28 protein-coding genes are annotated in these 22053 nt (G+C 34.8%); 15 read left to right on the forward strand and 13 right to left on the reverse strand.

The genetic code is table 11. The features are described 5' to 3' along the window. Position 1: 1 nt before the first annotated feature. The 5 genes from LB452_RS03950 to msrB (LB452_RS03970) form a co-directional block, all read right to left on the reverse strand. The gene (locus tag LB452_RS03950; protein WP_224460427.1) at positions 2-445 is read right to left on the reverse strand and encodes a GNAT family N-acetyltransferase; all 444 of its coding nucleotides are present in this window, start codon (positions 443-445) and stop codon (positions 2-4) included. Between the two features lie 2 nt (positions 446-447). Then, complete coding sequence (locus LB452_RS03955) at positions 448-996, reverse strand: ClpP family protease (RefSeq protein WP_224460428.1); 549 nt, start codon at positions 994-996, stop codon at positions 448-450. 138 nt (positions 997-1134) lie between these two features. Further along, on the reverse strand, positions 1135-1665 hold the full coding sequence (locus LB452_RS03960) for a collagen-like triple helix repeat-containing protein (protein WP_224460429.1): 531 nt from the start codon (positions 1663-1665) through the stop codon (positions 1135-1137). Positions 1666-1670: 5 nt separating this feature from the next. Then, the gene (gene msrB / locus LB452_RS03965) at positions 1671-2060 is read right to left on the reverse strand and encodes a peptide-methionine (R)-S-oxide reductase MsrB (protein WP_224460430.1); all 390 of its coding nucleotides are present in this window, start codon (positions 2058-2060) and stop codon (positions 1671-1673) included. 5 nt (positions 2061-2065) lie between these two features. Next, positions 2066-2551 carry a peptide-methionine (R)-S-oxide reductase MsrB gene (gene msrB / locus LB452_RS03970; protein WP_224460431.1) on the reverse strand — a complete coding sequence of 162 codons (486 nt, stop codon included), beginning with the start codon at positions 2549-2551 and terminating at the stop codon, positions 2066-2068. A 116-nt stretch (positions 2552-2667) separates the two neighbouring features. On the opposite strand from msrB (LB452_RS03970), the gene LB452_RS03975 reads away from it, so the two are divergent. From LB452_RS03975 to LB452_RS03990, 4 genes are read left to right on the forward strand one after another with little or no spacing between them, the layout of a single operon-like run. Further along, a complete protein-coding gene (locus LB452_RS03975; protein ID WP_224460432.1) occupies positions 2668-3489 on the forward strand; it encodes a M48 family metallopeptidase in 822 nt (273 codons plus the stop codon). A gap of 6 nt (positions 3490-3495) precedes the next feature. After that, complete coding sequence (locus LB452_RS03980; protein ID WP_224460433.1) at positions 3496-4827, forward strand: MFS transporter; 1332 nt, start codon at positions 3496-3498, stop codon at positions 4825-4827. A 2-nt stretch (positions 4828-4829) separates the two neighbouring features. Continuing rightward, positions 4830-5759, forward strand: a complete 930-nt coding sequence (locus LB452_RS03985) for a phosphatase domain-containing protein (protein ID WP_224460434.1) — start codon at positions 4830-4832, stop codon at positions 5757-5759. Positions 5760-5761: 2 nt separating this feature from the next. Then, positions 5762-6631 carry a diacylglycerol/lipid kinase family protein gene (locus LB452_RS03990; protein ID WP_224460435.1) on the forward strand — a complete coding sequence of 290 codons (870 nt, stop codon included), beginning with the start codon at positions 5762-5764 and terminating at the stop codon, positions 6629-6631. Positions 6632-6683: 52 nt separating this feature from the next. On the opposite strand, the gene LB452_RS03995 is transcribed toward LB452_RS03990, so the two are convergent. The 4 genes from LB452_RS03995 to LB452_RS04010 form a co-directional block, all read right to left on the reverse strand. Next, positions 6684-9008 carry a M1 family metallopeptidase gene (locus LB452_RS03995; RefSeq protein ID WP_224460436.1) on the reverse strand — a complete coding sequence of 775 codons (2325 nt, stop codon included), beginning with the start codon at positions 9006-9008 and terminating at the stop codon, positions 6684-6686. Between the two features lie 24 nt (positions 9009-9032). Next, on the reverse strand, positions 9033-9533 hold the full coding sequence (locus LB452_RS04000; protein ID WP_224460437.1) for a DUF6702 family protein: 501 nt from the start codon (positions 9531-9533) through the stop codon (positions 9033-9035). Beyond that, entirely contained in the window at positions 9530-10210 is a 681-nt protein-coding gene (locus LB452_RS04005) for a carboxypeptidase-like regulatory domain-containing protein (protein WP_224460438.1), read from the reverse strand. Before LB452_RS04005 ends, LB452_RS04000 begins: the two co-directional genes overlap by 4 nt. 64 nt (positions 10211-10274) lie before the next feature. Next, positions 10275-11054, reverse strand: coding sequence for a hypothetical protein (locus tag LB452_RS04010; protein ID WP_224460439.1), 780 nt, complete (start codon positions 11052-11054; stop codon positions 10275-10277). A 103-nt stretch (positions 11055-11157) separates the two neighbouring features. On the opposite strand from LB452_RS04010, the gene pepE reads away from it, so the two are divergent. From pepE to LB452_RS04030, 4 genes are all read left to right on the forward strand, one after another. Continuing rightward, a complete protein-coding gene (gene pepE / locus LB452_RS04015; RefSeq protein ID WP_224460440.1) occupies positions 11158-11856 on the forward strand; it encodes a dipeptidase PepE in 699 nt (232 codons plus the stop codon). A 3-nt stretch (positions 11857-11859) separates the two neighbouring features. Continuing rightward, entirely contained in the window at positions 11860-12774 is a 915-nt protein-coding gene (locus LB452_RS04020) for a glutaminase (RefSeq protein ID WP_224460441.1), read from the forward strand. Between the two features lie 65 nt (positions 12775-12839). Continuing rightward, positions 12840-13142 carry a Sec-independent protein translocase subunit TatA/TatB gene (locus LB452_RS04025; protein WP_224460442.1) on the forward strand — a complete coding sequence of 101 codons (303 nt, stop codon included), beginning with the start codon at positions 12840-12842 and terminating at the stop codon, positions 13140-13142. Then, positions 13142-13723 (forward strand): phosphatase PAP2 family protein, encoded by a 582-nt coding sequence (locus tag LB452_RS04030; RefSeq protein WP_224460443.1) that lies wholly within the window; start codon positions 13142-13144, stop codon positions 13721-13723. The genes LB452_RS04025 and LB452_RS04030 overlap by 1 nt, the downstream gene beginning before the upstream one ends. Here LB452_RS04030 and LB452_RS04035 read toward each other — a convergent pair. The 3 genes from LB452_RS04035 to ribD are packed head-to-tail and all read right to left on the reverse strand — an operon-like array spanning position 13691 to position 16207. Then, entirely contained in the window at positions 13691-14566 is an 876-nt protein-coding gene (locus tag LB452_RS04035; protein ID WP_224460444.1) for an EamA family transporter, read from the reverse strand. The genes LB452_RS04030 and LB452_RS04035 overlap by 33 nt on opposite strands. Then, entirely contained in the window at positions 14563-15171 is a 609-nt protein-coding gene (locus LB452_RS04040; RefSeq protein WP_224460445.1) for an HAD family hydrolase, read from the reverse strand. The genes LB452_RS04035 and LB452_RS04040 overlap by 4 nt, the downstream gene beginning before the upstream one ends. Continuing rightward, positions 15164-16207 carry a bifunctional diaminohydroxyphosphoribosylaminopyrimidine deaminase/5-amino-6-(5-phosphoribosylamino)uracil reductase RibD gene (ribD, locus tag LB452_RS04045; RefSeq protein WP_224460446.1) on the reverse strand — a complete coding sequence of 348 codons (1044 nt, stop codon included), beginning with the start codon at positions 16205-16207 and terminating at the stop codon, positions 15164-15166. Before ribD ends, LB452_RS04040 begins: the two co-directional genes overlap by 8 nt. A gap of 220 nt (positions 16208-16427) precedes the next feature. Here ribD and LB452_RS04050 point away from each other — a divergent pair, with 220 nt between their 5' ends. Beyond that, positions 16428-16913, forward strand: a complete 486-nt coding sequence (locus LB452_RS04050; protein ID WP_224460447.1) for a GNAT family N-acetyltransferase — start codon at positions 16428-16430, stop codon at positions 16911-16913. An 8-nt stretch (positions 16914-16921) separates the two neighbouring features. Further along, complete coding sequence (locus LB452_RS04055; protein ID WP_224460448.1) at positions 16922-17290, forward strand: methylglyoxal synthase; 369 nt, start codon at positions 16922-16924, stop codon at positions 17288-17290. Here LB452_RS04055 and LB452_RS04060 read toward each other — a convergent pair. Beyond that, entirely contained in the window at positions 17287-17727 is a 441-nt protein-coding gene (locus tag LB452_RS04060; RefSeq protein WP_224460449.1) for an acyl-CoA thioesterase, read from the reverse strand. The two genes, LB452_RS04055 and LB452_RS04060, sit on opposite strands and share 4 nt — an antisense overlap. 163 nt (positions 17728-17890) lie before the next feature. Between LB452_RS04060 and dnaA the strand changes: the two genes are divergently transcribed. From dnaA to prmC, 5 genes are read left to right on the forward strand one after another with little or no spacing between them, the layout of a single operon-like run. Then, on the forward strand, positions 17891-19321 hold the full coding sequence (dnaA, locus tag LB452_RS04065; RefSeq protein WP_224460450.1) for a chromosomal replication initiator protein DnaA: 1431 nt from the start codon (positions 17891-17893) through the stop codon (positions 19319-19321). After that, positions 19318-19776, forward strand: a complete 459-nt coding sequence (locus LB452_RS04070; RefSeq protein ID WP_224460451.1) for a low molecular weight protein-tyrosine-phosphatase — start codon at positions 19318-19320, stop codon at positions 19774-19776. Before dnaA ends, LB452_RS04070 begins: the two co-directional genes overlap by 4 nt. Before the next feature lie 20 nt (positions 19777-19796). After that, positions 19797-20516, forward strand: coding sequence for an SAM-dependent methyltransferase (locus LB452_RS04075; RefSeq protein ID WP_224460452.1), 720 nt, complete (start codon positions 19797-19799; stop codon positions 20514-20516). Between the two features lie 28 nt (positions 20517-20544). Beyond that, positions 20545-21168 carry an IMPACT family protein gene (locus tag LB452_RS04080; protein ID WP_224460453.1) on the forward strand — a complete coding sequence of 208 codons (624 nt, stop codon included), beginning with the start codon at positions 20545-20547 and terminating at the stop codon, positions 21166-21168. Next, on the forward strand, positions 21165-22007 hold the full coding sequence (gene prmC, locus LB452_RS04085) for a peptide chain release factor N(5)-glutamine methyltransferase (RefSeq protein WP_224460454.1): 843 nt from the start codon (positions 21165-21167) through the stop codon (positions 22005-22007). The genes LB452_RS04080 and prmC overlap by 4 nt, the downstream gene beginning before the upstream one ends. The last annotated feature ends 46 nt before the right edge of the window (positions 22008-22053 follow it).

Below are 22053 nucleotides of genomic sequence, written 5' to 3' on the forward strand. Positions count from 1 at the left end.
CTTAAATTAGTTTCTTAAACATAACATAGTGAGGACCAATATCAGGAATTTCAAATTGGTCTGAGATGACCTTAAAATCAAGTTTTTCGTAAAATATTACTGCATTTTCTCTAGCATTACACCAAATAATTTCTGTATTCATTTTTTTTAATTCCTTTTCAGAATATAAAACCAATTTTTTTCCAATATTTTGTCTCTGGTACTCGGGATGTACAGCCATGCCTCTAAGTTGATACTGAAATGAATCTACTAACTTATCTGTTTTTGCAAGGAATAAACTAAGCACACCGATGCATCTAGAATCAAGGAAAGCACCAATATGCTTGGTGCTTTCTAGTTCATCTCCCTGCATTTCGCAAGAACTTCTTGGTTTTCCTTGTCTTAAAACAAGATGTCTTAAATCCTTGGTTTCAGCGGAAGAAATATATTTAAAATCAATAGACACGTTTAAGATAAAATACCGTCTACTATACCGTAATCTAGAGATTCTTGCGCATTCATCCAGTAATCACGCTTAAAGTCTTTCATGACTTTTTCAAAATCTTGTCCACAATTGTCGGCTAAGATTTGAGCACTCAATTCCTTTATTTTTAAAATTTCCTGAGCCTGAATTTCTATATTAGAAGCCTGACCTTGAGCACCACCCATTGGTTGGTGAATCATGATTTTAGCATGAGGTTGGATAAATCGCTTTCCTTTTTCTCCTACAGACATCAATATGGAACCCATTGAAGCTGCTAAACCACTACATATTGTTGACACTGGGCTTTTCAAGGATCTCATGGTATCATAGATTGCAAAACCATCGGTTACATAACCTCCAGGACTATTGATGTAGAATTGAATTTCATCATCACTTTCCATATCTAGATACATCAGTCTGTCAATGATGTGTTTTGCACTTTTACCATCAACCTGACCATTTAGAAAAATTTTTCTTTGCTCTAAAAACTTTTTATCTATAAGATCTTGAACTTTTCCTGCTTTATCGCTCATATTATTATTTTTGAAATGTAAAATTAAAATTATATTCTAAAGACTTCTTATAATTTAAAGACTATTAACTTTCGCCAAAAGTTCAAACAAAAGAAAAAGACCTTATAAAAAGGTCTTTTTTAAGTTATCAAATCTTTATTATTGAACTTTTAGCACTTTAGCATTTGGCATAGCTTCCATCACTGATTCGTAACTATTTAAGTTTTCATTGCTTTCTGCAAAATCGGCTGGTATAATTGCAATCCTAAAGACCTGATCTGTAAGAAAATCATTGGATACTGTATTGAGATCAATATTTCCATCTAGAAAAATATTGACGTCAAAAAACGTATGATTGTAGTTATATACCAATTGATTTCCATCATTGAAGAAAAAACTATTAGGCAAGGGTGTCCATACATCCACGGGTCCTGAAGGATCACTAACAGTCTCTTCCAACAGATAAACTTTTACTATATCACTTTCGAAGACTTCAACCTCATTAGGAGGGAATTCAAAAATAAAAGAGAAGTTATCTTGCGCTAAAAAGTCAATTTCAATTTCAAATATGGTTCCAATAATTGCATCCCCAGGTGCACCATCTAGTCCTGGAGGTCCTTGTGGTCCGCGATCACCTTCACAACTTGAGACAATAAAAATGATGGCAAGTAATAAGCTTAATTTTTTCATGATTTTCAATTTTCAAAATTAATACTCAAGGAGTTAACGCAATAGCGCTTCCCTGTTTCTGTTGGACCATCATCAAAAATGTGGCCAATGTGCCCTCCACAATTGGAACAGAGTATTTCAATTCGCGTCATACCAAAAGTCGTATCTTTTTTGTATTCTATAGCACCTTCAATTGAGCTATCAAAACTTGGCCATCCACAATTGCTTTCAAATTTGGACTCACTGTCAAATAATAATGCTCCACAACCATTGCAATGGTATTCTCCATCTTCGAAGTGCGCATTGTATTTACCTGAATGAGGGGGCTCAGTTCCTTTTTCTCTCAAGACATGATATTCTTTTTCAGAAAGTTTTTCTTTCCAGTCTTGATCTGTCATTTTATTTTTATCAGTCATAAATATTATGATTTATCTTTTGGTCTAAATTCTAAGGCTGCTCCGTTAATACAGTGTCTTTTACCGGTAGTTTCTTGTGGTCCATCATCAAATATATGGCCTAGATGCCCACCACAATCTCCACATAACAATTCGGATCTTTCGTAGCCCAATTTTCTGTCAGAACTAAAAGCTAAGCTATTTTCTACTGCTCTATCGAAACTCGGCCAACCTGTACCACTGTCAAATTTATGCTCGGTTTCATAAAGTTCATTACCGCATGCAGCACAAACAAAAACTCCAGGTTCTTTAACATCATTCAGTGGACTTGAGAAAGGTCTTTCAGTGTCAGCTTTTCGCAAAACCCGATACTCTAAATCAGTAAGTTCGGCTTTCCACTCGCTTTCTGTTTTTTGGACTTTATACTCTTTAGTGGTTTTTTCATCCTGTTGGGCTTCAGATTTACAAGAGATAAATACAATAGCAAGGATTAAAATTGATATTTTTTTCATTTTGAATTTTTTTAAAAGTTAAAGTTAATAAAGTATGACTATACAATTGTCACAAATCAATCACATCTAAAATCAAATGTTCTATTTTATGTTTAGTTTTGGTAAAAATTTATATTATGGCTAAGTTCAAATTTTATACCAGTTTTTTAATAATATTCATCATTGTTGTTGGCTGTGGACAAAACCCTTTCACAGGGAAAAGTACTTTAGCATTGGTTCCAAATTCTCAAATACTTCCGATGTCTTTTCAACAATACAATCAAGTCCTTGAAGAGAGTAAGGTGATTAAAGAAGGTGAACATGCCCAAATGATTCAAAGAGTTGGACTTAAAATCGCCAATGCTTCTGAACGTTGGTTAATGGAAAATGGTTACCCTAATTATACTGATGATTACAAATGGGAATTCAACCTTATAGAGGATGATCAGGTAAATGCTTGGGCCATGCCAGGAGGCAAAATTGCTTTCTACACTGGAATCCTTCCTATTGCCAAAACCGAAGCTGGTGTTGCTGCAATAATGGGCCATGAGGTAGCTCACGCCCTTGCTAACCATGGCCAGCAACGTATGAGTGCAGCACAATTGCAACAGGTAGCTGGTGCAGTTGGAATGATGGCTATTGGGGATGATCAACAAAGTCAGCAAATTTTTGCAACAGCCTACGGCATCGGGTCTCAAGTAGGTATTATGTTACCATTTAGCAGGAAACACGAAACTGAAGCAGATAAAATTGGTATCAATTTGATGGCCATTGCGGGTTATGATCCAGATGAGGCAGCAGAACTTTGGAAACGCATGAAAGAAAATTCTGGAGGTGGCGGACCACCCCAGTTCCTTAGTACGCATCCAGCTAATGATGAGCGAATTAAAAACCTGCAAAATTGGTCGAGTGATGCTAAAAAAGAAGCTGCTAAATATGGTGTGACTTCTTTTCAATAATAAGTTTTGAAGTTTATTTCACTTCCAAAAGGACATAAAAAACTCATTCATGCGTGGGCTTTCTACGATTGGGCAAACTCCGTTTACCCCTTAGTCATTAGTTCAGCCATCTTTCCAATCTATTATGGAGCATTAACCCTTATCAAAAACGATCAAGGAATTGTAATAGATGATACTGTCTGGTTTCTTGGTTTTGGTTTCAATAATGATGCGCTGATAAGTTATGTTACAGGCTTAGCTTTTATAGTTATTTCTATCATGAGTCCTTTACTAGGCGGTATGGCAGATTATATAGGTAATAAAAAGAATTTTATGAAATTCTTCAATTACCTCGGAGCTTCAGCGTGCATTGGCTTATTTTGGTTTGATCTTGATCACTTGTTGTTTGGCCTAGTTTGCTACTTTTTTGGGTTGATAGGATTTTGGGGAAGTATTGTCTTCTACAATTCCTATTTACCAGATATAGCCTATAGAGATCAACAGGATAAAGCTTCAGCAAAAGGGTTTTCTTTAGGGTATATAGGAAGTGTAATTTTACTTGTACTATGCCTTGTCCTCATCATGAATCACAGGGCTTTAGGATTCGAAAGCGAGGATCTGCCTACTAGAATTTCATTTATACTTACAGGTATTTGGTGGATAGCATTTAGCCAATATACTTACGCTTTTTTACCAAAAGGGAATCGAAAAGGAAGTGCTAAAACCAAAGATTTACTTTTCAATGGGTTTAGGGAACTTAAGAAAACTTACAAAAAAATTAAATCCTCCTATGGGTTTGAACCTTACTTAAGGGCGTTTTTTGTTTACAGCATGGCAGTACAAACGATCATGCTGATTGCCACCTATTTTGGTGTAGGCGAAATACAATGGGCCGAAGGAGAATCGACCAATGGACTTATTATAAGTATTCTTTTAATTCAACTCGTTGCTATTGCTGGGGCAAACGCTGCCTCAAAACTTACAGAACACTATGGTAACATCAATATTTTAATAGTAATCAATATTATTTGGATTGGTATCTGTATTTATGCCTTCTTTATTACACAGCCTATTCAATTTTATATCACTGCTTTTTTTGTGGGTTTGGTTATGGGAGCCATTCAGTCCTTATCGAGGTCAACTTATTCCAAATATATCCCTGAAAATGAAAAGGACACAGCTTCCTTTTTTAGCTTTTATGAAGTCACTGAAAAAATCGGAATCGTTATCGGAATGTTTTTGTATGGTTTCATAGCTCAAGTTACAGGCAGTATCAGAAATGCTATTTTGTTTCTCATCATTTTTTTTGCAGGTGGTATTTTCTTACTTTTTAGGTTGAAATTCAAAACTAAAAAATAAGTATGGCATTTCTTTGGCACTTCACTGCAGTAGAATTAAAAGACACTGTTTTAGTTACCGGCACAGTCCTAAGAAATCAAACTTCAATTGATAAATCTCCCCGGTCTATATTTGTTAATGCCTGGAATGTTCTTAGCTCTTATCGAAAAAAAACGTACAAAGGAAAATCTATTCGAATTGAAACTCAATCCCAAACATTTACTGTTGAAGCCAATAAAAAAGGATATTTCTTCAAAATATTACCAATTGATAAATTGGTGAACTTTAAGGTATTTGACGAAAAACACAATCATTTAAGCATTGAGCAAATACATCCTTATTATTTTAAAAACTTACCAACTTCTGTGGAGGTGATTTCAGATATTGATGATACAGTGATTCATTCTCACACAGCTTCAGCATTGAAGAGAATATTCACGATTTTATTCAAAAGACCAAAGCGAAGAAATAAAGTGTTATTCAGCAATGCTTTACTTGATTTTTTTGATGAAAATCAATTCAGAATAGCTTATTTGTCTAAAAGCGAAAGTAATTTGTTTGGTTTAATAACTGCGATATTCAGATTTAATAAAATTCCCTCAGGACCTCTTTTTTTAACGGGTTATTTGAAGTTCAAGTCTTTATTCAAACCGAAAAAGGGAAAACATAAAGTTGATTTTCTGCATCACCTTTTCTCAAATCTACCAGACAAAAAGTTTATTCTAATTGGTGATGATACTCAAAAAGATATGGACATTTATGCCGAAATTGTGAACGATTACAAGTCGCAGATTGTAAAGGTTTTTATTAGACAGACCAGATTTTCAGTTGATAAAATTCAAAAAGAAAAATGGAATACTCTTCAGGCAACAGGGGTAGCTTGTACTTATTTTCAAGATGATGACGATGTAGAAGCGGAGATAGAAAACATTAAAGCCCTATTAAATTTATAAGGATGGAAATTCTTTTAGTTATTAATCCTGTATCTGGTAATAAAAATAAAGATGGTTTCACAGATTCAGCGAAGCTCATACTCAGTAAATCTGGTTTGGATTATCATATTTTTAAAACAACAGGAAAAAATGATTGCGAGCAACTGGAAGGATTAATTGCTTCTAAGTCTCCCAAAAAAGTAATCATCGCTGGAGGTGACGGTACATTAAATATGTTTCTCAAGCCTTTGATGGAAAATAAAACTAAGGTCGGATTTATTCCTATGGGTTCCGCCAATGGCATGGCTGAAGAGCTTAATCTTGTTGATTATCCAAAAAGGCTTTTGCAAAAGTTTTTGGATTCTGATGACTTCCAAAAACTGGATTTACTCCAAGTGAATGGTTCTCATTTACTTCTTCATCTTGGCGATCTTGGAGCCAATGCCAATCTTGTTGCCAATTATGAAAAAGATGGTGGTAGAGGAATGTTTACTTATGCCAAACATTTCTGGTCTGAGTTTAAAAACCCTAAAAGTTTTGAATTTGAAATTGTAACAGATCAGATGGAATATGAAAGAAAAGGAGTGATGCTAGCCATCTGTAATGGTAGAAAATATGGAACAGGTATTCCTCTTAATACCATTGGTAAAATTGATGATGGTTTTTTCGAACTAGTTATAGTAAAAGGCATGGATTTTTCTGATCTTATAAAAGCTACTTTATCAAAATTTGATGAAGATTACCAAACCGAGAATTTAGAAACTATACAGGCAAAATCTGCTACAATAAGGTTGAAAGAATCAAGAATACTTCAAATAGATGGAGAGGTTATTGATGAGTTTAAAGAATTACACATTAAATTGATTCCAAAAGCTCTACATTTTATTAAATAAAAAAATGCCAGCTTTTAGCTGGCATTTTTAATATTAAAAATATTAGAAGTGTTTACTTACCTTCCTTAAAGGCATCAAATTCACTTGCTTTATTTTCTCTTGGCCATACATTGTTTGAGGTATCGATATCTGCAGTTTCCTCTTTAGGATCAACGATCATCTTAACAATTTCCTTTTCAGAAAAAATTGCCTTTTTTACTTCTGAATCATTTTTTCTCCAAACCTGGACTGGATACTCAATTATTTCTGAAGTATCGTCAGCATAATGAAATTCAATAATTATCGGCATTACTAAACCACCTGGTTTATTGAAAGTGATTTCATAAATATGTTTAGGATGTTTCATCTCATCTATTTCTTGCTGAGTGAAATTATCCATTAAATATTCTCTAAGTTTTGGAGCATTTTCTAAAGGATCACCTTCTTTCATCGATGCCTCAAAGCTTTCACTATCTGCAGTCAGTAAATACACTGCATCTTTAGTACGAGGATCATTCGCAGGATCATCAATACCATATCTTGCTAATAAGGCTTTACCTTCAACAGTTGGATTACTAGTTATGAAATAGTTCTTCACATCCTCAATACCTATATCTACATAGTCTGTGGTGTAGAACCAGCCTCTCCAATACCAGTCTAATTCAACTGCAGAAGCATCCTCCATGGTTCTAAAGAAATCTTCTGGAGTAGGGTGCTTAAACATCCATCTTTGAGCAAATTTTTTGAATGAATAATCAAATAACTCTTCACCCATTACAGTTTCTCTTAAAATATTTAAAGCAGTTGCTGGCTTACCGTAGGCATTGTTACCTAGTTGATAAACTTGCTCTGGATTGGTCATGATAGGAGAAATGAAGTCTTGATTTCCTTTCATGTAGTTCACAATTTTGGAAGGTTCACCACGTCTAGATGGATATTTCTCATAAACCTGGTTGTTTCCTTGTAATATTTCAGGATATTTCTTAGCAAACTCTTGCTCAGATAAATACTGCATAAACGTATTAAGTCCTTCGTCCATCCATCCCCACTGTCTTTCATCACTATTGACAATCATTGGGAAGAAGTTGTGTCCAACCTCGTGGATAATTACACTCATCATACCGAATTTTACTCTGTCCGAAATGAATCCATTTTCATCTGGACGTCCATAATTCCAGCAAATCATAGGATATTCCATTCCCTGACTTCTAGCATGAACCGAAATTGCTTTGTGGTAAGGATATTGAAAAGTAAAGTTGCTGTAAGTTTCAAGTGTACTTGCAACTGCTCTCGTTGACCAGTCTTCCCACAGTGGATTACCCTCTTTAGGATATAGCGATACTGCCATCACATCTTTGTCCCCAACCTTTACAGCCATCATGTCCCAGATAAACTTTCTTGAGGTTGCAAATCCAAAATCTCTGACCATATTGGCTTTAAATTCCCAAGTTTTGGTTTTGGTAGCATTCATTTTTTCGTTGGCAATAGCTTCCTCTTCAGTCACTATGACAACTGGTTCATCGTAAGAAGTTTTTGCTTTTTCAAAACGATCCAGCATAACTTTACTAAATACCTGGTCTCTATTTTGCAATTTGCCTGTAGCATCTAGGATGTGATCTTCAGGAACTGTGATTTTTACATCATAATTTCCGAAAGGCAAAGCGAACTCTCCGCTTCCCCAGAATTGATAATTTTGCCATCCTTCCTTATCATTGTAAACAGCCATTCTTGGGAAAAATTGTGCAATGACGTATGCTCTATTGTCATCTTCTTCAAAGTATTCATAACCAGAACGACCTCCATTGATGGTGTGGTTGTTAATTAAATAATCCCATTCAATCGAGAAGTCAAAAGATTCACCAGGCATAAGAGGTTCTGCTAAATCCACTCTCATCATTGTATAATTGATAGTGTATGGAATAGCCTCGCCGTTTCTGTGTACTTTTTTAATATTGAACCCACCATCAAAATCTGCTTTCATATGAGAATTCACAAAATTACCAGCTGGAGTAACCGGAGCAAACTCACTACTGTTTCTTTCTTTAGCAGGACTGTCTTTTGCTCTTATATTTTGATCTAGCATCACCCATAAGTATTCCAAAGCATCAGGTGAATTGTTGGTGTAAGTAATGGTTTCTTCACCGTAAAGTCTTGTATTTTCATCATCCAGAGTAATGTCCATCACATAATCAGCTGTATTCTGATAATATTGATGTCCTGGTGCTCCAGAAGCAGTTCGATACACATTTGGTGTAGCAAATTCATCGTAGAGTTGCCTAAATTTATTCTGGTTGGTATGACCTTCCTGTTTTTCTTCTGCTTGTTCTTCTTGAGCATATCCAGACATGGAAAGCACAAAAACAGAGAGTAAAAGACTTGTGTACTTAATTAAATTCATAAGCTGTGGGTATTATAATTTAAATTAATTGTGTAAAATGGTTTTTTTTGAAATGTTCTTTTCAAGAATAAAGCTTTTTTTTAACTTATCTGATTTAAAATGAATCATGTTTTTTTGCTCTTGAAATAAATCTGTCAAAATTGAATTTTCTATAGTCAAGGCTTCAAAATCTTCAAGATCTTTTACCTCCAAAAACAAATATACCATATCATCTTCATATTTTCTTCCTATGTATTCAAAAGACAAAACACCAGATTTAGTCTCTAAAATAAACTTATCTCGAATGTATTTTTCAATATAAAAATCTATCTCTTCGACTTCAAGAGTTGGAATAAGTTTAAAGTTCTTATCATATCGCTTGTTGATCACATTTTCAAAATCATCTGTAAATATTCTGGATATGATCTGGAGGCTTTTCTCCTTTTTCACATAAGTGATATCGGTAACACTCAAATAAAATTCGTGATCTGTCTTGGTTGTTGGGGTTAATATTAACCATAGCATCAAAATTCCGAAAAGCTTCATTCTGTAATTTCTTTTAATTTTAGATATGCAATAGCTTTTAATTTCAATTCATCGATCAAAGCTAGGGGATCATTTTTTTCTAGTATGGTCATAGTTTGCTCATCTTCTGCGCAAAAATAAGCGAAATCATCAACATATATCCTCGGGATATTTAAGTCTTTGGTAATAAGGTCTGCTGAGACATTTCGCAAGACTCTGTTTTTATTGGATTGAATATCTGCATTTGCTTTTCTTTTCCGCAATACTTTGGCTTCACCTGTAATGGCATAAATAAGCGGTGTGAGCATTCCTGTGCTAGCAGAGTAAATCTCCCTTTCTACTTTTTCTAATTGTCTTGGAACACCAAACCCAAATTGACGCTGGTCCACAAAATCTACTTTCACCTGATCTATGTCGCTACTCAAATCTCCTGAGAGTTGATATTGATTGATTGTAACTTCAGGGAGTTCATTGATTTCGAGTTCTAAAAATATAGAGGTTGTAGTTTTTAAATTATTTTCCTCAACCTTTAAAGTGTAGGTTTTGTGCTGTAAAGAGGTGAATAAAATAGAATCGCCAACATTAGCTTTTATACTATATTTACCTTCTTGATTTGAAACACTCCCGATCTTTTGGTTAATGTTGATAATATTTACCTGGTAAGTTTCGACTGAATCTGCGAAAATTTTGCCCTCCATGTAGGTCTCCTGTGAGAAGATAAAACAAGGAAAAAGGACAAGTAGATACAGGAAAGTCTTCAAATTAATTTTCGGCTTTAAACTCTTTGGATTTTTCTATCAAAAATGAAATTAGATCCAGTTCATTTCCTTTATCCAGCATTTGCTTTGTCAATCCATGATCTTCTACATAGAATATGAATTGGTTGATATTTTCTTTTTTAATATCAAGCTGCTCTTTAAAAAATGAATCCTTATATATTTTTCTCACCATCACATCCACATCCCTTGGGAGTTTATGTTCTTCTACAATTTCTTTTGAAGAGAGAATTTCTCTAAAAATATTAGCGATATTTAAACCATTCTTGATAAAACGTTGTTCTGTAGTGTAGTTTTCTGTAATGGTTTGTGACCTTACATAAGGTTGCATACCTTCATATTCATTCAATACTTTTTCAGATTCTGGAGCCAGATAAAATTCCGTTTTCACTTTTTTAGCATCCACTTCGATGTTTCCTTCAAGATCGTAAGGTCTTACAATTACTTCATCCAAAGTATTGATTTGATCATTAATTCTAATGGTCATTTTTTTCTTTTTGATAATGTTTTCATCAACAATTACTATAAAATTTTGATATTGAATGGCTTCAAATCTTAATCTATCTCCTTCTCTCACAGAAATACCAAATTGCCCATATTGATTGGTTACGGTTCCTTCTTTGGAATTTTGATTAATGATTTCTATTTGAGAAATTTCACCATCTAGAGGGACTATGACTTCACCAGCGATATAGACCCGATTGTCTATTTGTGCAGTTATATTTTGAATTAAAAAGAGGATAATAATAGTAGAGATCAGTCTCATATGTTATTTTTTGTACAATCTACTTAAAAAATCAGAAATGTCACTCTAGTTTTGCTGATAAATATATGTTAAGTCAAGTCGATTTAACTAAAGTCATCATTTAATGCAAGCCATCGTTGCCAGTACATCAACCGTTTATGGAAGTTCATATTTAGAGTATCTTTTACCAGAACTTAAAACACATTTTGAAAATACAGATGAGGTAGTGTTTATTCCTTTTGCCAGACCTGGAGGGATTTCTCATGAAGAATACACTGCTAAAGCTTCGAAGGGTTTAAAATCCTGCGTAAAAAAAGTTATTGGTTTGCATGAATTTGAAGACATGAACAAAGCCATTTCCAATGCGAAAGCTATTTTTGTAGGAGGTGGTAATACGTTTTTATTGGTAAAACAACTTCATGAACTTGACTTAATGACGACACTCAAGCAAAGTATTCAAAGCGGTGCGAAATATTTAGGAACAAGTGCCGGGAGCAATATCTGCGGTCTAACAATGCAAACGACCAACGATATGCCTATTGTGTATCCTCCATCTTTTGAAACTCTAGGTCTACTTAATTTTAATCTTAATCCTCACTACCAGGATCCAGATTCTTCATCAACACACAAAGGTGAAACCCGAGAGACCAGAATAAAAGAGTTTCAAGCTTTAAATCCTACAGCCGTCGTAGGTCTGAGAGAAGGGAGTTGGATTAAAATTAATAATTCTGAAACTACTCTTGAAGGAGAACTTCCTGCCGTTATATTTGAACCAGGAAAACTACCTTATGAATTGAATCCTAAAAGTTACTTTAAATTTTAAAAAATGGATTATCAAGCGATTTTAAATATCCTTCAGAAGGAATTTACGCCCAAAGAAGGAATGGGAAAAGTAGCTAGTTATATTCCAGAACTATCCAAAGTTGATCCACTTAAATTTGGAATTTACCTTTTTTGCCAAGATGGATCTTCATTTGAATTTGGTGATAGCCAGGAAAGGTTTTCAATTCAAAGTATTTCGAAAGTTTTCACGCTTACTATCGCCAAGGAATTGTTGGGTAAAGATTTATGGGAAAGAGTAGACGTTGAGCCTTCCGGCACACCTTTCAACTCCCTTACAGAGCTGGAAAGAGAAAAAGGTATTCCGCGTAATCCTTTTATAAATGCAGGCTCTATTGTTGTAGCAGATGCATTGCTTAGCGTATTGGAAGATCCTAAAGAAGACCTTTTGATGTTTGTGCGCAAGCTCTGTGGAGACAATGATATACATTTCGATAAGGCTGTAGCCAAAAGCGAAAAAAAGCATGGTTATCGCAATAAAGCTTTAGTCAATTATATGAAATCTCTGGGTAATATTTCCAACGATACCGAGAAAATTCTTGATTTCTATTTTTATCAATGTTCAATTGCCATGACTTGCGAGCAACTATCCAAAGCCTTTATGCTGTTTGCAAATGAGGGAAAGCACTTTCAAACACAAGAGAAAGTAATCGATAGACAAAGTGTAAAACGTATCAATTCTATCATGCAGACTTGCGGATTTTACGATGAGGCAGGGGAGTTCAGCTACAGAGTTGGATTGCCTGGAAAGAGTGGAGTAGGCGGAGGAATTGTGGCGGTACATCCAGAACAATATTCTGTAGCCGTCTGGAGTCCAATGCTCAATCAAAAAGGAAATTCAGCATTGGGAATGAAGGTTTTAGAAGAATTGACCACGCTCACAGGTTTGTCTATTTTTTAAAAATCTTATCTAAGTTTTAAAATTTTATATTTCGCAATTCAGAAAGAGTCCAGTATATTTGTAGCATGATAAATTTACCTCTTTTTATTAGTGGTTCAGAAATAGCTTTTATCCTATTCATTTTGATAATGGTTTTTGGGGCTGATAAAATTCCTGAAATGGCCAGATTTTTTGGGAAAACCATGAAGTCGTTCCGACATGCTACAGATGAAATCAAAACTGAAATCACCAAGCAGAAAAAGGATCATAATTTAGATTTCGACATCAAAAAAGAAGTTGAAGACAGAACCAAAACTCTCGAGTCTAAAACTTCCAAGTTAAAAGATGAAGTGGAAGATGCTATTGGCCCTATTAAAAGAAGATTTTAATGGAATTAAATCCAACCCGATTGGATTGGGAGTTAATGGTTTTTTTGAATAATTCTAGTCCAGATATTCTAAACGCATTCTGGAGTTTTGTTACCTACACAGAAAATTGGATTCCCTTTTATGTATTTTTACTTGCCCTGTTTCTTTACAAGTCAGATCTCAAGAAAGGTTTAGTGAGAATCTTGTTTCTACTGTTAAGCGTTGGAGTCACTCATTTGATTACAGAATTAGTTAAACATCTGGTTGAAAGACCTCGACCCAATGCAACCGAGGAGATTTTGAATTCGATCAAGATTCTTTATGAACCTTCCAATTATAGTTTCTTCTCGGGTCATGCTTCTACTTCTTTTGCAGCTACCATATTTATCTATTTACTTTTAAAGTCAAAATTCAAGTACCTCGGATTGATATTTATTTGGCCTATTTTGTTTTCCTTAAGCAGAATCTTTGTTGGGGTTCACTTTCCGAGCGATATCATAGTGGGTGGAGGTGTAGGGACTTTAATCGCTATATTATTTATTAAATTTTATTCCGATTCAAAAAGTAAATTACTGAGTGTAAGTAATCAAAACAATACTTAGAATAGCAACTGCAATACCAACCCAATTTTTTCGAATCATCCTTTCCTTGAAAAATAAAATTCCCAGGATTGTCGATAACAATACAATACTTACATTATTGATAATAAAAATACTTGAGCTGTCAAGACCTTCTATTCTTAGGGCCAGTATGAAAAAGTAGATTGAAAAGTAATTGGGAATACCGAGTAAAAAACCTCCAAGTAGATCTTTTCTTTTGAAGTTTGCCTTGTATTTAAATTTTCTTATTCCAAACATTATAAGACCGGTGACGCAAGCAAAGAAAAAAGTGCTTGCTGAAAACAAGGAAATTTCATCATTTGGAACATAAGTATTTTCTAAAAATTTGATGCTGCTTTCAATAATTCCACTACCAATGAAGACCAATAATGGAAATATAAAATACTTCATATCAATGCTCAAGCCCTTCTTTTTCCTGACTGATACCAAGTAGACCGAAATTAAAGCAGTTATAATCCCAATAATTTTTAGAAAGCCTAAAGATTCATTGTAATAGACGATCACAAAGATGACGGGAATAGCGACACTCATTTTACTGGAGACAGAAACCACAGACATTCCTCCTTTCTGAGTCGTAATCACCATGAGCGTAAATACTAAAATAAACATAGCACCCAAAGCCATTGAGCCGTAAAACCAGTCTTTTGAAGTTGCCACCCAGATTCCTTCCAGGGAAACATTCCCCTGGATAATGATCCCCAAGACAAATGCTGTAAAATAATTAACGATAAGTGCATTAAGTGTAGTGACCTTATATTTTCCAAAAAGCTTAAAGGCAATATAAATTGCACTTGAGGACAAAATACTCAAAATTAGCGCTATCAAAATAAATCACTTTTTTTAGAAAACAATTCAGTGACCTCTTCTTGTCCAGCCTGTAAATGCCAGGTACGAATACCCAATTTTTGCGCCGTTAGCGTATGTTCCAAAGTATCGTCAACAAAAAGTGTTTCGTCCGGCTTCAAACCATTTTGATCCAAGACAAACTCAAAAATAGAAGCATCAGGCTTTCTAAAATGAATTTCATGTGACAAATAAAATTGATCAAAGCATGAACGGAATTCTTCATAAACTGAAATATTTTCCTTCACCCAATTGATATGAAGTTCGTTTGTATTGCTGAGTAAAATCAACTTGAAATTTCCTTCCGCTTTTAATTTTTTCAAAAACTTTAATCTATGCTCGGGAAATTCTATCAAAATAGAATTCCATGCGGTTTTAAATGTTTCAGTAGTAAGTCTATTAAATCTTTTGGTGTAGCAGTGTATAAACTCAGCTGAAGAGACCATGCCTTTCTCGTAAGCATTATTAATCTTGACAAGTTCAACGTCCAATTCAGAAATACCGTTTTCTTTCAAGTGCTTCCCAGTGGCCGATTTGTCAAGGGTAAGAAATACATCTCCAAAATCAAATACGATGGTTTTAATCATTATAGTAGTAATTGAGTTGATCACCTTCTATGTCAAAAGTTTCAGAAGCTTGTTTTTTAAAAACAGGACCTTTCACTCCAGTTTCAATAGCATTTTGCCCGGTAAACACACGAGCTTCGTCCCATAAACCCGCATCTATAAAACTTTGCAGCGTTTTGCTGCCTCCTTCAATAATCAAAGATTGTAACTCAAGATCATAAAGTTTTTTCAAAAGTTGAGGTAAAATGTCATTATCAAAATCTAGTTTCTCAAACCTAAGATGCTCACTATGTTTTGGACTTAATCCATCCTGATGAAACACGATTGTAGGCTGCGACGAATCCATAACAGCAAGGTTTTCTTTAAGCTTAAGCGTTTTGTCAATTACCAACCGAACAGGGTTTTTGCCATCCCAATGCCTTACATTCAGTCTCGGATTATCCATAAGAGTCGTTTGTGTTCCTACCAAAATACTTTGCTCTTCGCTTCTCCACTTGTGCACAAGTTGTTGAGAATAACTGTTAGTAATCCAGAAAATTTCATTTTTCTGCTGATCGACAGGAGCAATAAAATCAAGCTTGGTCTTTGCCCATTTCAAAATAATATAAGGTCTTTTTTTTCTGTGGAATGTAAAAAAACGCTTATTCAGCTTTTCACACTCGTCCTCACAGACGCCAACATTTACAATTCTTCCAGCCGCCAAAAGCTTTTTCACTCCCATTCCAGCAACCTTTGCAAAAGGGTCTATAGTACCTATGACGATGTTTGGAATCTTTTTATCGATAATAAGATCGCTGCAAGGAGGCGTTTTTCCAAAGTGACTACATGGCTCCAAAGTGACATAAAGTGTAGATTTTGATAATAAAGAGGGATCTTTCACGGCATTGATGGCACGTACTTCAGCATGAGCTTCTCCAGCTTGGATGTGCCAGCCTTCGCCTATTATTTTGTCTTCATGAACAATAACGCAACCCACCAATGGATTGGGGTAGGTGGTGCTCAGTCCATTTCTGGCCAATTCTAAACATCGTTTTATGTAAAATTCTTTAGTATTCACGGTGTAAAAATAGAAAAAGACTGAAGTTTACCACTTATAATCAAAGGGATTTTAAGGATTTATTGTTCCTTATTTTTTCTGAATTTGATATCAACAAGATTTTTAAAATTTTACGACAGATACACCTATAACTTTTTAATTCATTTAATTTTGCGTGTGGTATTTAGTTCGGCTAAAACCAGTAAATTCAAATTAAACAAACTTTTCAACTGAAGCCAACATGACAGAAATTAAAATACGCCCAATCCAGAAAAAAGACAATCCAAAAGTCGCCGAAATGATTCGTTATGTATTGGTTGAACAAGGAGCACCAAAAGTTGGAACCGCATATGAAGACAAAACTTTGGATCAACTTTTTGAAACATTTCAAAAAGAAAGAGCAGAGTATTTTGTATTGGTAGAAGGTGATAATATTTTGGGAAGTGCCGGCATTTCGCCGTTAGAAAATGGAGATTCAGAAATTTGCGAATTGCAGAAAATGTATTTTGATCCAGAGGCCAGAGGCCGAGGTTTGGGAAGCCAAATGATGCAAAAGTGTCTGGATTTTGCAAGAAATCAAGGGTTTAAAGAATGCTATATTGAAACCTTGCCAAACATGAAGGCTGCTCAGAAACTTTATCTAAAGACTGGTTTCGAATACATTCCAGAAAGAATAGGAGACACTGGCCATTATTCATGTACAGTTTTTATGAAGAAAATAATATAACCTGACAGATGAAAAAAATCGCAATCATTGCTCACGATGGGAAAAAGCCAGAGATGGTAAATTTCATCAATAGAAATTTAGAAATGCTTAAAAAAGCAGAACTTGTTGCAACAGGAACTACTGGTAAGCATGTCGAAAACACAGGTCTGAAAACTGACAAAAAACTTTCAGGACCCATTGGTGGCGATGCGCAAATAGCAGCTTTGGCAGCTGAGAAAAAATTATCGATGATACTTTTCTTCAGAGATCCACTTGGTAAGCATCCGCATGAACCAGACGTCCAGATGTTGATGAGGATTTGCGATGTACATAATATCCCAATTGCTACAAACCCTGCAACAGCTCAGCTTCTTCTGGACGCTTTTTTCAAAGATTAATTTTTTGGAATAGTATTTTCAATTAAGGCCATAATATGTTCCGGACACCGCATAGGCTTTTTTGTGGCCATGTTGACAAAAACCAAAGTGGTTTGACCTAGAGTGAGAAGTTCGTTATTTTGATTTTTGATGGTGTAATCAAAAATAATAGTCGCGCTAGGTAATTTATTGAGGCTGACTTCTACATTTAAAATATCGCCAAATTTTGCGGGTTTCTTGTAATCTATTGTTAACCTACTCAAAGGTAACATTACGCCGCTATCTTCCATTTTTTGATAATGCATCCCCATTAATCTTAACCAATCTACCCTGGCTTGTTCAAAATAAATTGGGTAAACTGAGTGATGAACGACGCCCATCTGGTCCGTTTCCGCATACCTTACTTCTATTGAGGAAGAGGTGGAAATAGGTCTTATATCTTTACTATTTTTGCTCAAAATTTATCATTTAACAACTCTTTAAGTATAGGCAGAAAAAACGAGAATTTCAACCCGAAATAGATTTTTTTATTAAAAAGTTTGTTCACATATTTGTCATCCCGATGAGGTAAAATTAGCTTCATCTGAATATAATTTTAATACAAATACTTTAAGCTTAACTATGTCAAAATCAGCAACTTCGGTTTGGGAAAACTGCCTTATTTTCATTAAGGACAACATCTCAGATCAAGCTTATAAAACTTGGTTTCAACCCATAAATGCTGTAAAACTCAATGATAATGCTTTAAGTATTCAAGTGCCTTCAAAATTCTTTTATGAATGGTTAGAAGAGCATTATGTTGACTTGTTGAAAGTTGCCCTTACCAAAGAACTAGGTAAGTCTGCAAAATTGGTTTATGTTATTCGAATGGAAAATGCCGAAGGGAACCGACAGCCCTTCACAGAAAAAATTCCAAGTACCCAACGCTCCAGTGTTCATTCTCAATCTGTAGATTTTCCCTCCAGGCAGAAAAAACCAGAATTAAGAAATCCTTTTGTGATTCCAGGAATTAGAAATTTAAAAATTGATTCCCAATTAAATTCAAATTATAATTTTGATAATTTTCTGGAAGGAACTTCCAATAGACTGGCTAGATCTGCTAGTCTTGCGGTCGCCAACAAGCCTGGTGGAACTTCCTTTAATCCACTGCTTATTTTTGGAGGAGTAGGACTTGGTAAAACTCACCTGGCACACGCCATTGGTTTGCAGGTGAAGGATAAATTTCCAGAAAAAACGGTTCTTTACATATCCGCAGATAAATTTACTCAACAGCATATAGATGCTGTTTCCAAGAATAATAGAAATGATTTTATCCATTTCTATCAGATCATCGATGTTCTCATTGTCGACGACATTCAACTTATTTCAGGTAAAAAAGGAACTCAGGATGTGTTCTTTCATATTTTCAATCATTTGCATCAAAATGGGAAGCAAGTGATTTTGACCAGTGATAAAGCTCCTGTCGATATGCAGGATATTCAACAGCGCCTTTTATCAAGATTCAAGTGGGGACTTTCTGCAGAGCTTGAACAACCTGATTATAATACGCGTATAAAAATTATCAAAAATAAACTCTACAATGACGGAGTTGAAATGCCAGATGAGATTTTAGATTATGTAGCTTCAAGAATTACCAATAACATTCGTGAACTTGAAGGTGCTATTATCTCTCTCATTGCGCACTCCTCCTTCAGTAAGACAGAGATTACTATAGATCTTGCCGAGCAGATTGTAAAAAATTACGTAAAGAATAACAAAAAGCCAATATCTCTGGATGATATTCAGAATGTGGTAAGCGATTACTTTCATATTGAGATTGAAGAATTACAATCGAAGAGTAGAAAGCGAAATGTGGTTCAAGCTAGACAAATCGCTATGTACTTTGCCAAAGAAATCACTAAAACCTCGCTAACAAATATTGGCAGGCACATAGGCCAAAGAGACCACTCTACAGTTTTACATTCTTGTAAAATTGTTTCTAACTTACAGGAATCTGATAAGCAGTTTAGGAAATTCATTCAAGACTTAGAGATCAAATTCAAGCAGTTATGACCAAAATATTGATGGTGTGTTTAGGGAATATTTGCCGTTCGCCACTGGCGGAAGGAATTCTAAAGTCTAAGCTTGATTCATCAAAATTTGAAATCGATTCTGCCGGTACATCAGGTTATCATGAAAACGCGTTGCCGGATCAGCGCTCTATTGATGTAGCCCAGAAAAATGGATTGGATATCACTGACCAAAGGAGCAGAAAGTTTACTAAAGAAGATTTTAAAATCTTTGATCATATTTTTGTGATGGATACTTCAAATTATGAAGATGTTTTAAGTCTTGCAGAAACTCAGGAAGAAAGAGATAAAGTAAGCCTTATTCTGAATAAAATATTTCCTGGAGAAGATGAAAGCGTTCCAGATCCTTATCATAATTCAATGGATGGTTTCAATCAAGTTTATGCCATGCTAGAAGAATCATGCTCTGTGATAGCGAAGGAATTGCAGAAGTCTTAGCCTAAATAAAATTTCAATAAATGGAAAATATTCAGAAAAAAGGTAAACTATATCTTATTCCAAATCGCCTTGGAGATTTACCGCCTTTAGAAGTGCTTCCTCTTTCCATTCGTAAAGTAATTAATGAAGTTGATCATTATATCGTTGAAAATGAAAAAGTAGCAAGACACTTTATAAAGAAAATTGTTCCATCAAAATCTCAACCTAGTCTTGACTTTAAGCTCCTCAATAAATTTACTTCGGATCTGGAAATTCCAAATTTCTTAGACCCTTGTGAAGAAGGTATAAATATGGGACTGCTATCTGATGCAGGTTGTCCAGGAGTTGCAGACCCTGGCGCTCAAGTTGTTGCATTAGCTCATCAAAAGAATATTCAAGTGGTTCCATTGGTTGGACCTTCTTCTATTTTGCTGGCATTGATGTCCAGCGGCCTTAATGGCCAAAGTTTCACTTTTCATGGTTATCTACCTATCGATAATCAAGAGCGGAAGCATTTTGTAAAGAAAATCGAAAGAGCTTCCATAGAATTAAATCAGGCTCAGATTTTTATTGAAACGCCTTACAGAAACAATAAATTATTAATCAGTTTGATTTCGACTCTTCAGGCTTCTACCAGAATAAGTGTAGCGGTAGACCTTACACTATCCACCGAGTTTATTAAAACTCAAACTGTATCAGAATGGAAAAAAACTTCCATAGATTTGCATAAAAGACCTGCCATTTTCTTAATTCAGGGCTAGAAGTAATTTTTATTCTCAAATTTTTTTATTGGAAAAAGACGCTTACAAAACTATAGACCGACCTGGTCAAGAAATACTTTTCAAAGAAAAAGCAAGTAAATTTTTTGCCTATTCTTTTCCAGTCGATAAAGAAGATGAGGTTGAATCCGCGCTACTTGAATTGAAATCAAAACACAATAAAGCAGGGCATTTTTGCTATGCCTGGCAGATGGGTGAAAATTATGAGCATTTTAGAGTCAACGATGATGGAGAGCCTTCCAATTCTGCGGGAATGCCTATTCTTGGTCAGTTACAAAATTTTGAGGTCACAAATATTTTGGTTGTTGTGGTTAGGTATTTTGGAGGTACCAAGCTTGGAGTTGGCGGATTGATTTCAGCTTATAAAACTGCTGCCAAAATGGCCTTGGAAAACAGTAAGATTATTTCCAAAACAATAAATCTCAATTTTGAAGTGACTTGTGAGTATGATAAAATGAATCTGGTCATGAGACTGGTAAAAGAATACGATCTTGATATTATAGAACAAGATTTGAAACTAGATTGCCATTTTAAGATTGGCGTTAGAAAGAAAGATTTTGAAATGATTTACAAGAAATTTGAAGTTGTATTTGGTTTTGAAGTTTCTAGTAAATTTAAAGCTGAAGAAAAATGAAGAACCTCAAGCAACTAAAAAAAGAATTTATTGAAGATCTACAGTCCATTTACGAATCAGATGAAATTTCGACCTTTTTTACTTGGCTTGCTGAAGATTTATTAGATCTGAAAACTCACGATATTTTACTTAAGACTGAATTTGACCTATCAAAAAGTCAGCTTTCAAAATTTGAAGATGCAAAAGAACGACTTAAAAAGGAGGAGCCTATTCAGTATATTTTGGGTTATTCCGAGTTTTTTGGACTCAAACTGAAAGTAAATCCCGATGTGTTGATTCCACGTCCGGAAACCGAGGAACTTGTTCAATGGATTTTGAATGATTACAAATCGAAAGAACTTCAGTTGTCGATTATTGATTTAGGAACGGGCAGTGGTTGTATTCCTATCGCATTAGCCAAGCATCTGCCTCAAGCCAAGATCAAAGCTTTAGATGTTTCAGAAAAAGCATTAAAACTTGCAGCATCAAATTCCGAGGAAAATCATTCTCAAGTTGAATTTATTAAAGCAGATCTTCTAAAGTTGAACACATTACCAGCAGTTGATATTGTCGTGTCTAATCCGCCTTACGTGAAAAGCGCAGAAAAGTCTAATATTAAAAAAAACGTAGTGGACCATGAGCCACATGTGGCCTTATTTGTAGAAGATGACGACGCACTGATTTTTTATAAAATAATTGCAGAACTCGCCTTAAAACTTGAAAAACAACCAGTTGTTTATACGGAGGTAAGTCAATATTTGGCAAAGGAAACGCGCGATCTTTTTTTAAATCTTGGATTCAAGAACGTAGAATTGAGGAAAGATTTTAGAGGAAATGATCGAATGCTAAAAGCCTATTAAAAATAGTCCGTAGGCGCTTTTCCGATTTATTTTTGAATGAATTTAG

The organism is Psychroflexus longus (assembly GCF_020164595.1).
Classification (GTDB): Bacteria; Bacteroidota; Bacteroidia; order Flavobacteriales; family Flavobacteriaceae; genus Psychroflexus; species Psychroflexus longus.

Excerpts from the sequence above, each read along its gene's own strand:
- LB452_RS04000 (WP_224460437.1), bottom strand. The coding sequence starts at position 9,533 with ATGAAGCTTTTCGGAATTTTGATGCTATGGTTAATATTAACCCCAACA.
- LB452_RS04020 (WP_224460441.1), top strand. The coding sequence starts at position 11,860 with ATGGATTATCAAGCGATTTTAAATATCCTTCAGAAGGAATTTACGCCC.
- msrB (WP_224460431.1), bottom strand. The coding sequence starts at position 2,551 with ATGAAAAAAATATCAATTTTAATCCTTGCTATTGTATTTATCTCTTGT.
- LB452_RS03955 (WP_224460428.1), bottom strand. The coding sequence starts at position 996 with ATGAGCGATAAAGCAGGAAAAGTTCAAGATCTTATAGATAAAAAGTTT.
- LB452_RS04010 (WP_224460439.1), bottom strand. The coding sequence starts at position 11,054 with ATGAGACTGATCTCTACTATTATTATCCTCTTTTTAATTCAAAATATA.
- prmC (WP_224460454.1), top strand. The coding sequence starts at position 21,165 with ATGAAGAACCTCAAGCAACTAAAAAAAGAATTTATTGAAGATCTACAG.
- LB452_RS04040 (WP_224460445.1), bottom strand. The coding sequence starts at position 15,171 with ATGATTAAAACCATCGTATTTGATTTTGGAGATGTATTTCTTACCCTT.
- LB452_RS04070 (WP_224460451.1), top strand. The coding sequence starts at position 19,318 with ATGACCAAAATATTGATGGTGTGTTTAGGGAATATTTGCCGTTCGCCA.
- LB452_RS03995 (WP_224460436.1), bottom strand. The coding sequence starts at position 9,008 with ATGAATTTAATTAAGTACACAAGTCTTTTACTCTCTGTTTTTGTGCTT.
- LB452_RS04050 (WP_224460447.1), top strand. The coding sequence starts at position 16,428 with ATGACAGAAATTAAAATACGCCCAATCCAGAAAAAAGACAATCCAAAA.
- LB452_RS04025 (WP_224460442.1), top strand. The coding sequence starts at position 12,840 with ATGATAAATTTACCTCTTTTTATTAGTGGTTCAGAAATAGCTTTTATC.
- LB452_RS04055 (WP_224460448.1), top strand. The coding sequence starts at position 16,922 with ATGAAAAAAATCGCAATCATTGCTCACGATGGGAAAAAGCCAGAGATG.
- msrB (WP_224460430.1), bottom strand. The coding sequence starts at position 2,060 with ATGACTGATAAAAATAAAATGACAGATCAAGACTGGAAAGAAAAACTT.
- LB452_RS03960 (WP_224460429.1), bottom strand. The coding sequence starts at position 1,665 with ATGAAAAAATTAAGCTTATTACTTGCCATCATTTTTATTGTCTCAAGT.
- LB452_RS03985 (WP_224460434.1), top strand. The coding sequence starts at position 4,830 with ATGGCATTTCTTTGGCACTTCACTGCAGTAGAATTAAAAGACACTGTT.
- LB452_RS03975 (WP_224460432.1), top strand. The coding sequence starts at position 2,668 with ATGGCTAAGTTCAAATTTTATACCAGTTTTTTAATAATATTCATCATT.
- dnaA (WP_224460450.1), top strand. The coding sequence starts at position 17,891 with ATGTCAAAATCAGCAACTTCGGTTTGGGAAAACTGCCTTATTTTCATT.
- pepE (WP_224460440.1), top strand. The coding sequence starts at position 11,158 with ATGCAAGCCATCGTTGCCAGTACATCAACCGTTTATGGAAGTTCATAT.
- LB452_RS04005 (WP_224460438.1), bottom strand. The coding sequence starts at position 10,210 with ATGGAGGGCAAAATTTTCGCAGATTCAGTCGAAACTTACCAGGTAAAT.
- LB452_RS04030 (WP_224460443.1), top strand. The coding sequence starts at position 13,142 with ATGGAATTAAATCCAACCCGATTGGATTGGGAGTTAATGGTTTTTTTG.
- LB452_RS03990 (WP_224460435.1), top strand. The coding sequence starts at position 5,762 with ATGGAAATTCTTTTAGTTATTAATCCTGTATCTGGTAATAAAAATAAA.
- LB452_RS04075 (WP_224460452.1), top strand. The coding sequence starts at position 19,797 with ATGGAAAATATTCAGAAAAAAGGTAAACTATATCTTATTCCAAATCGC.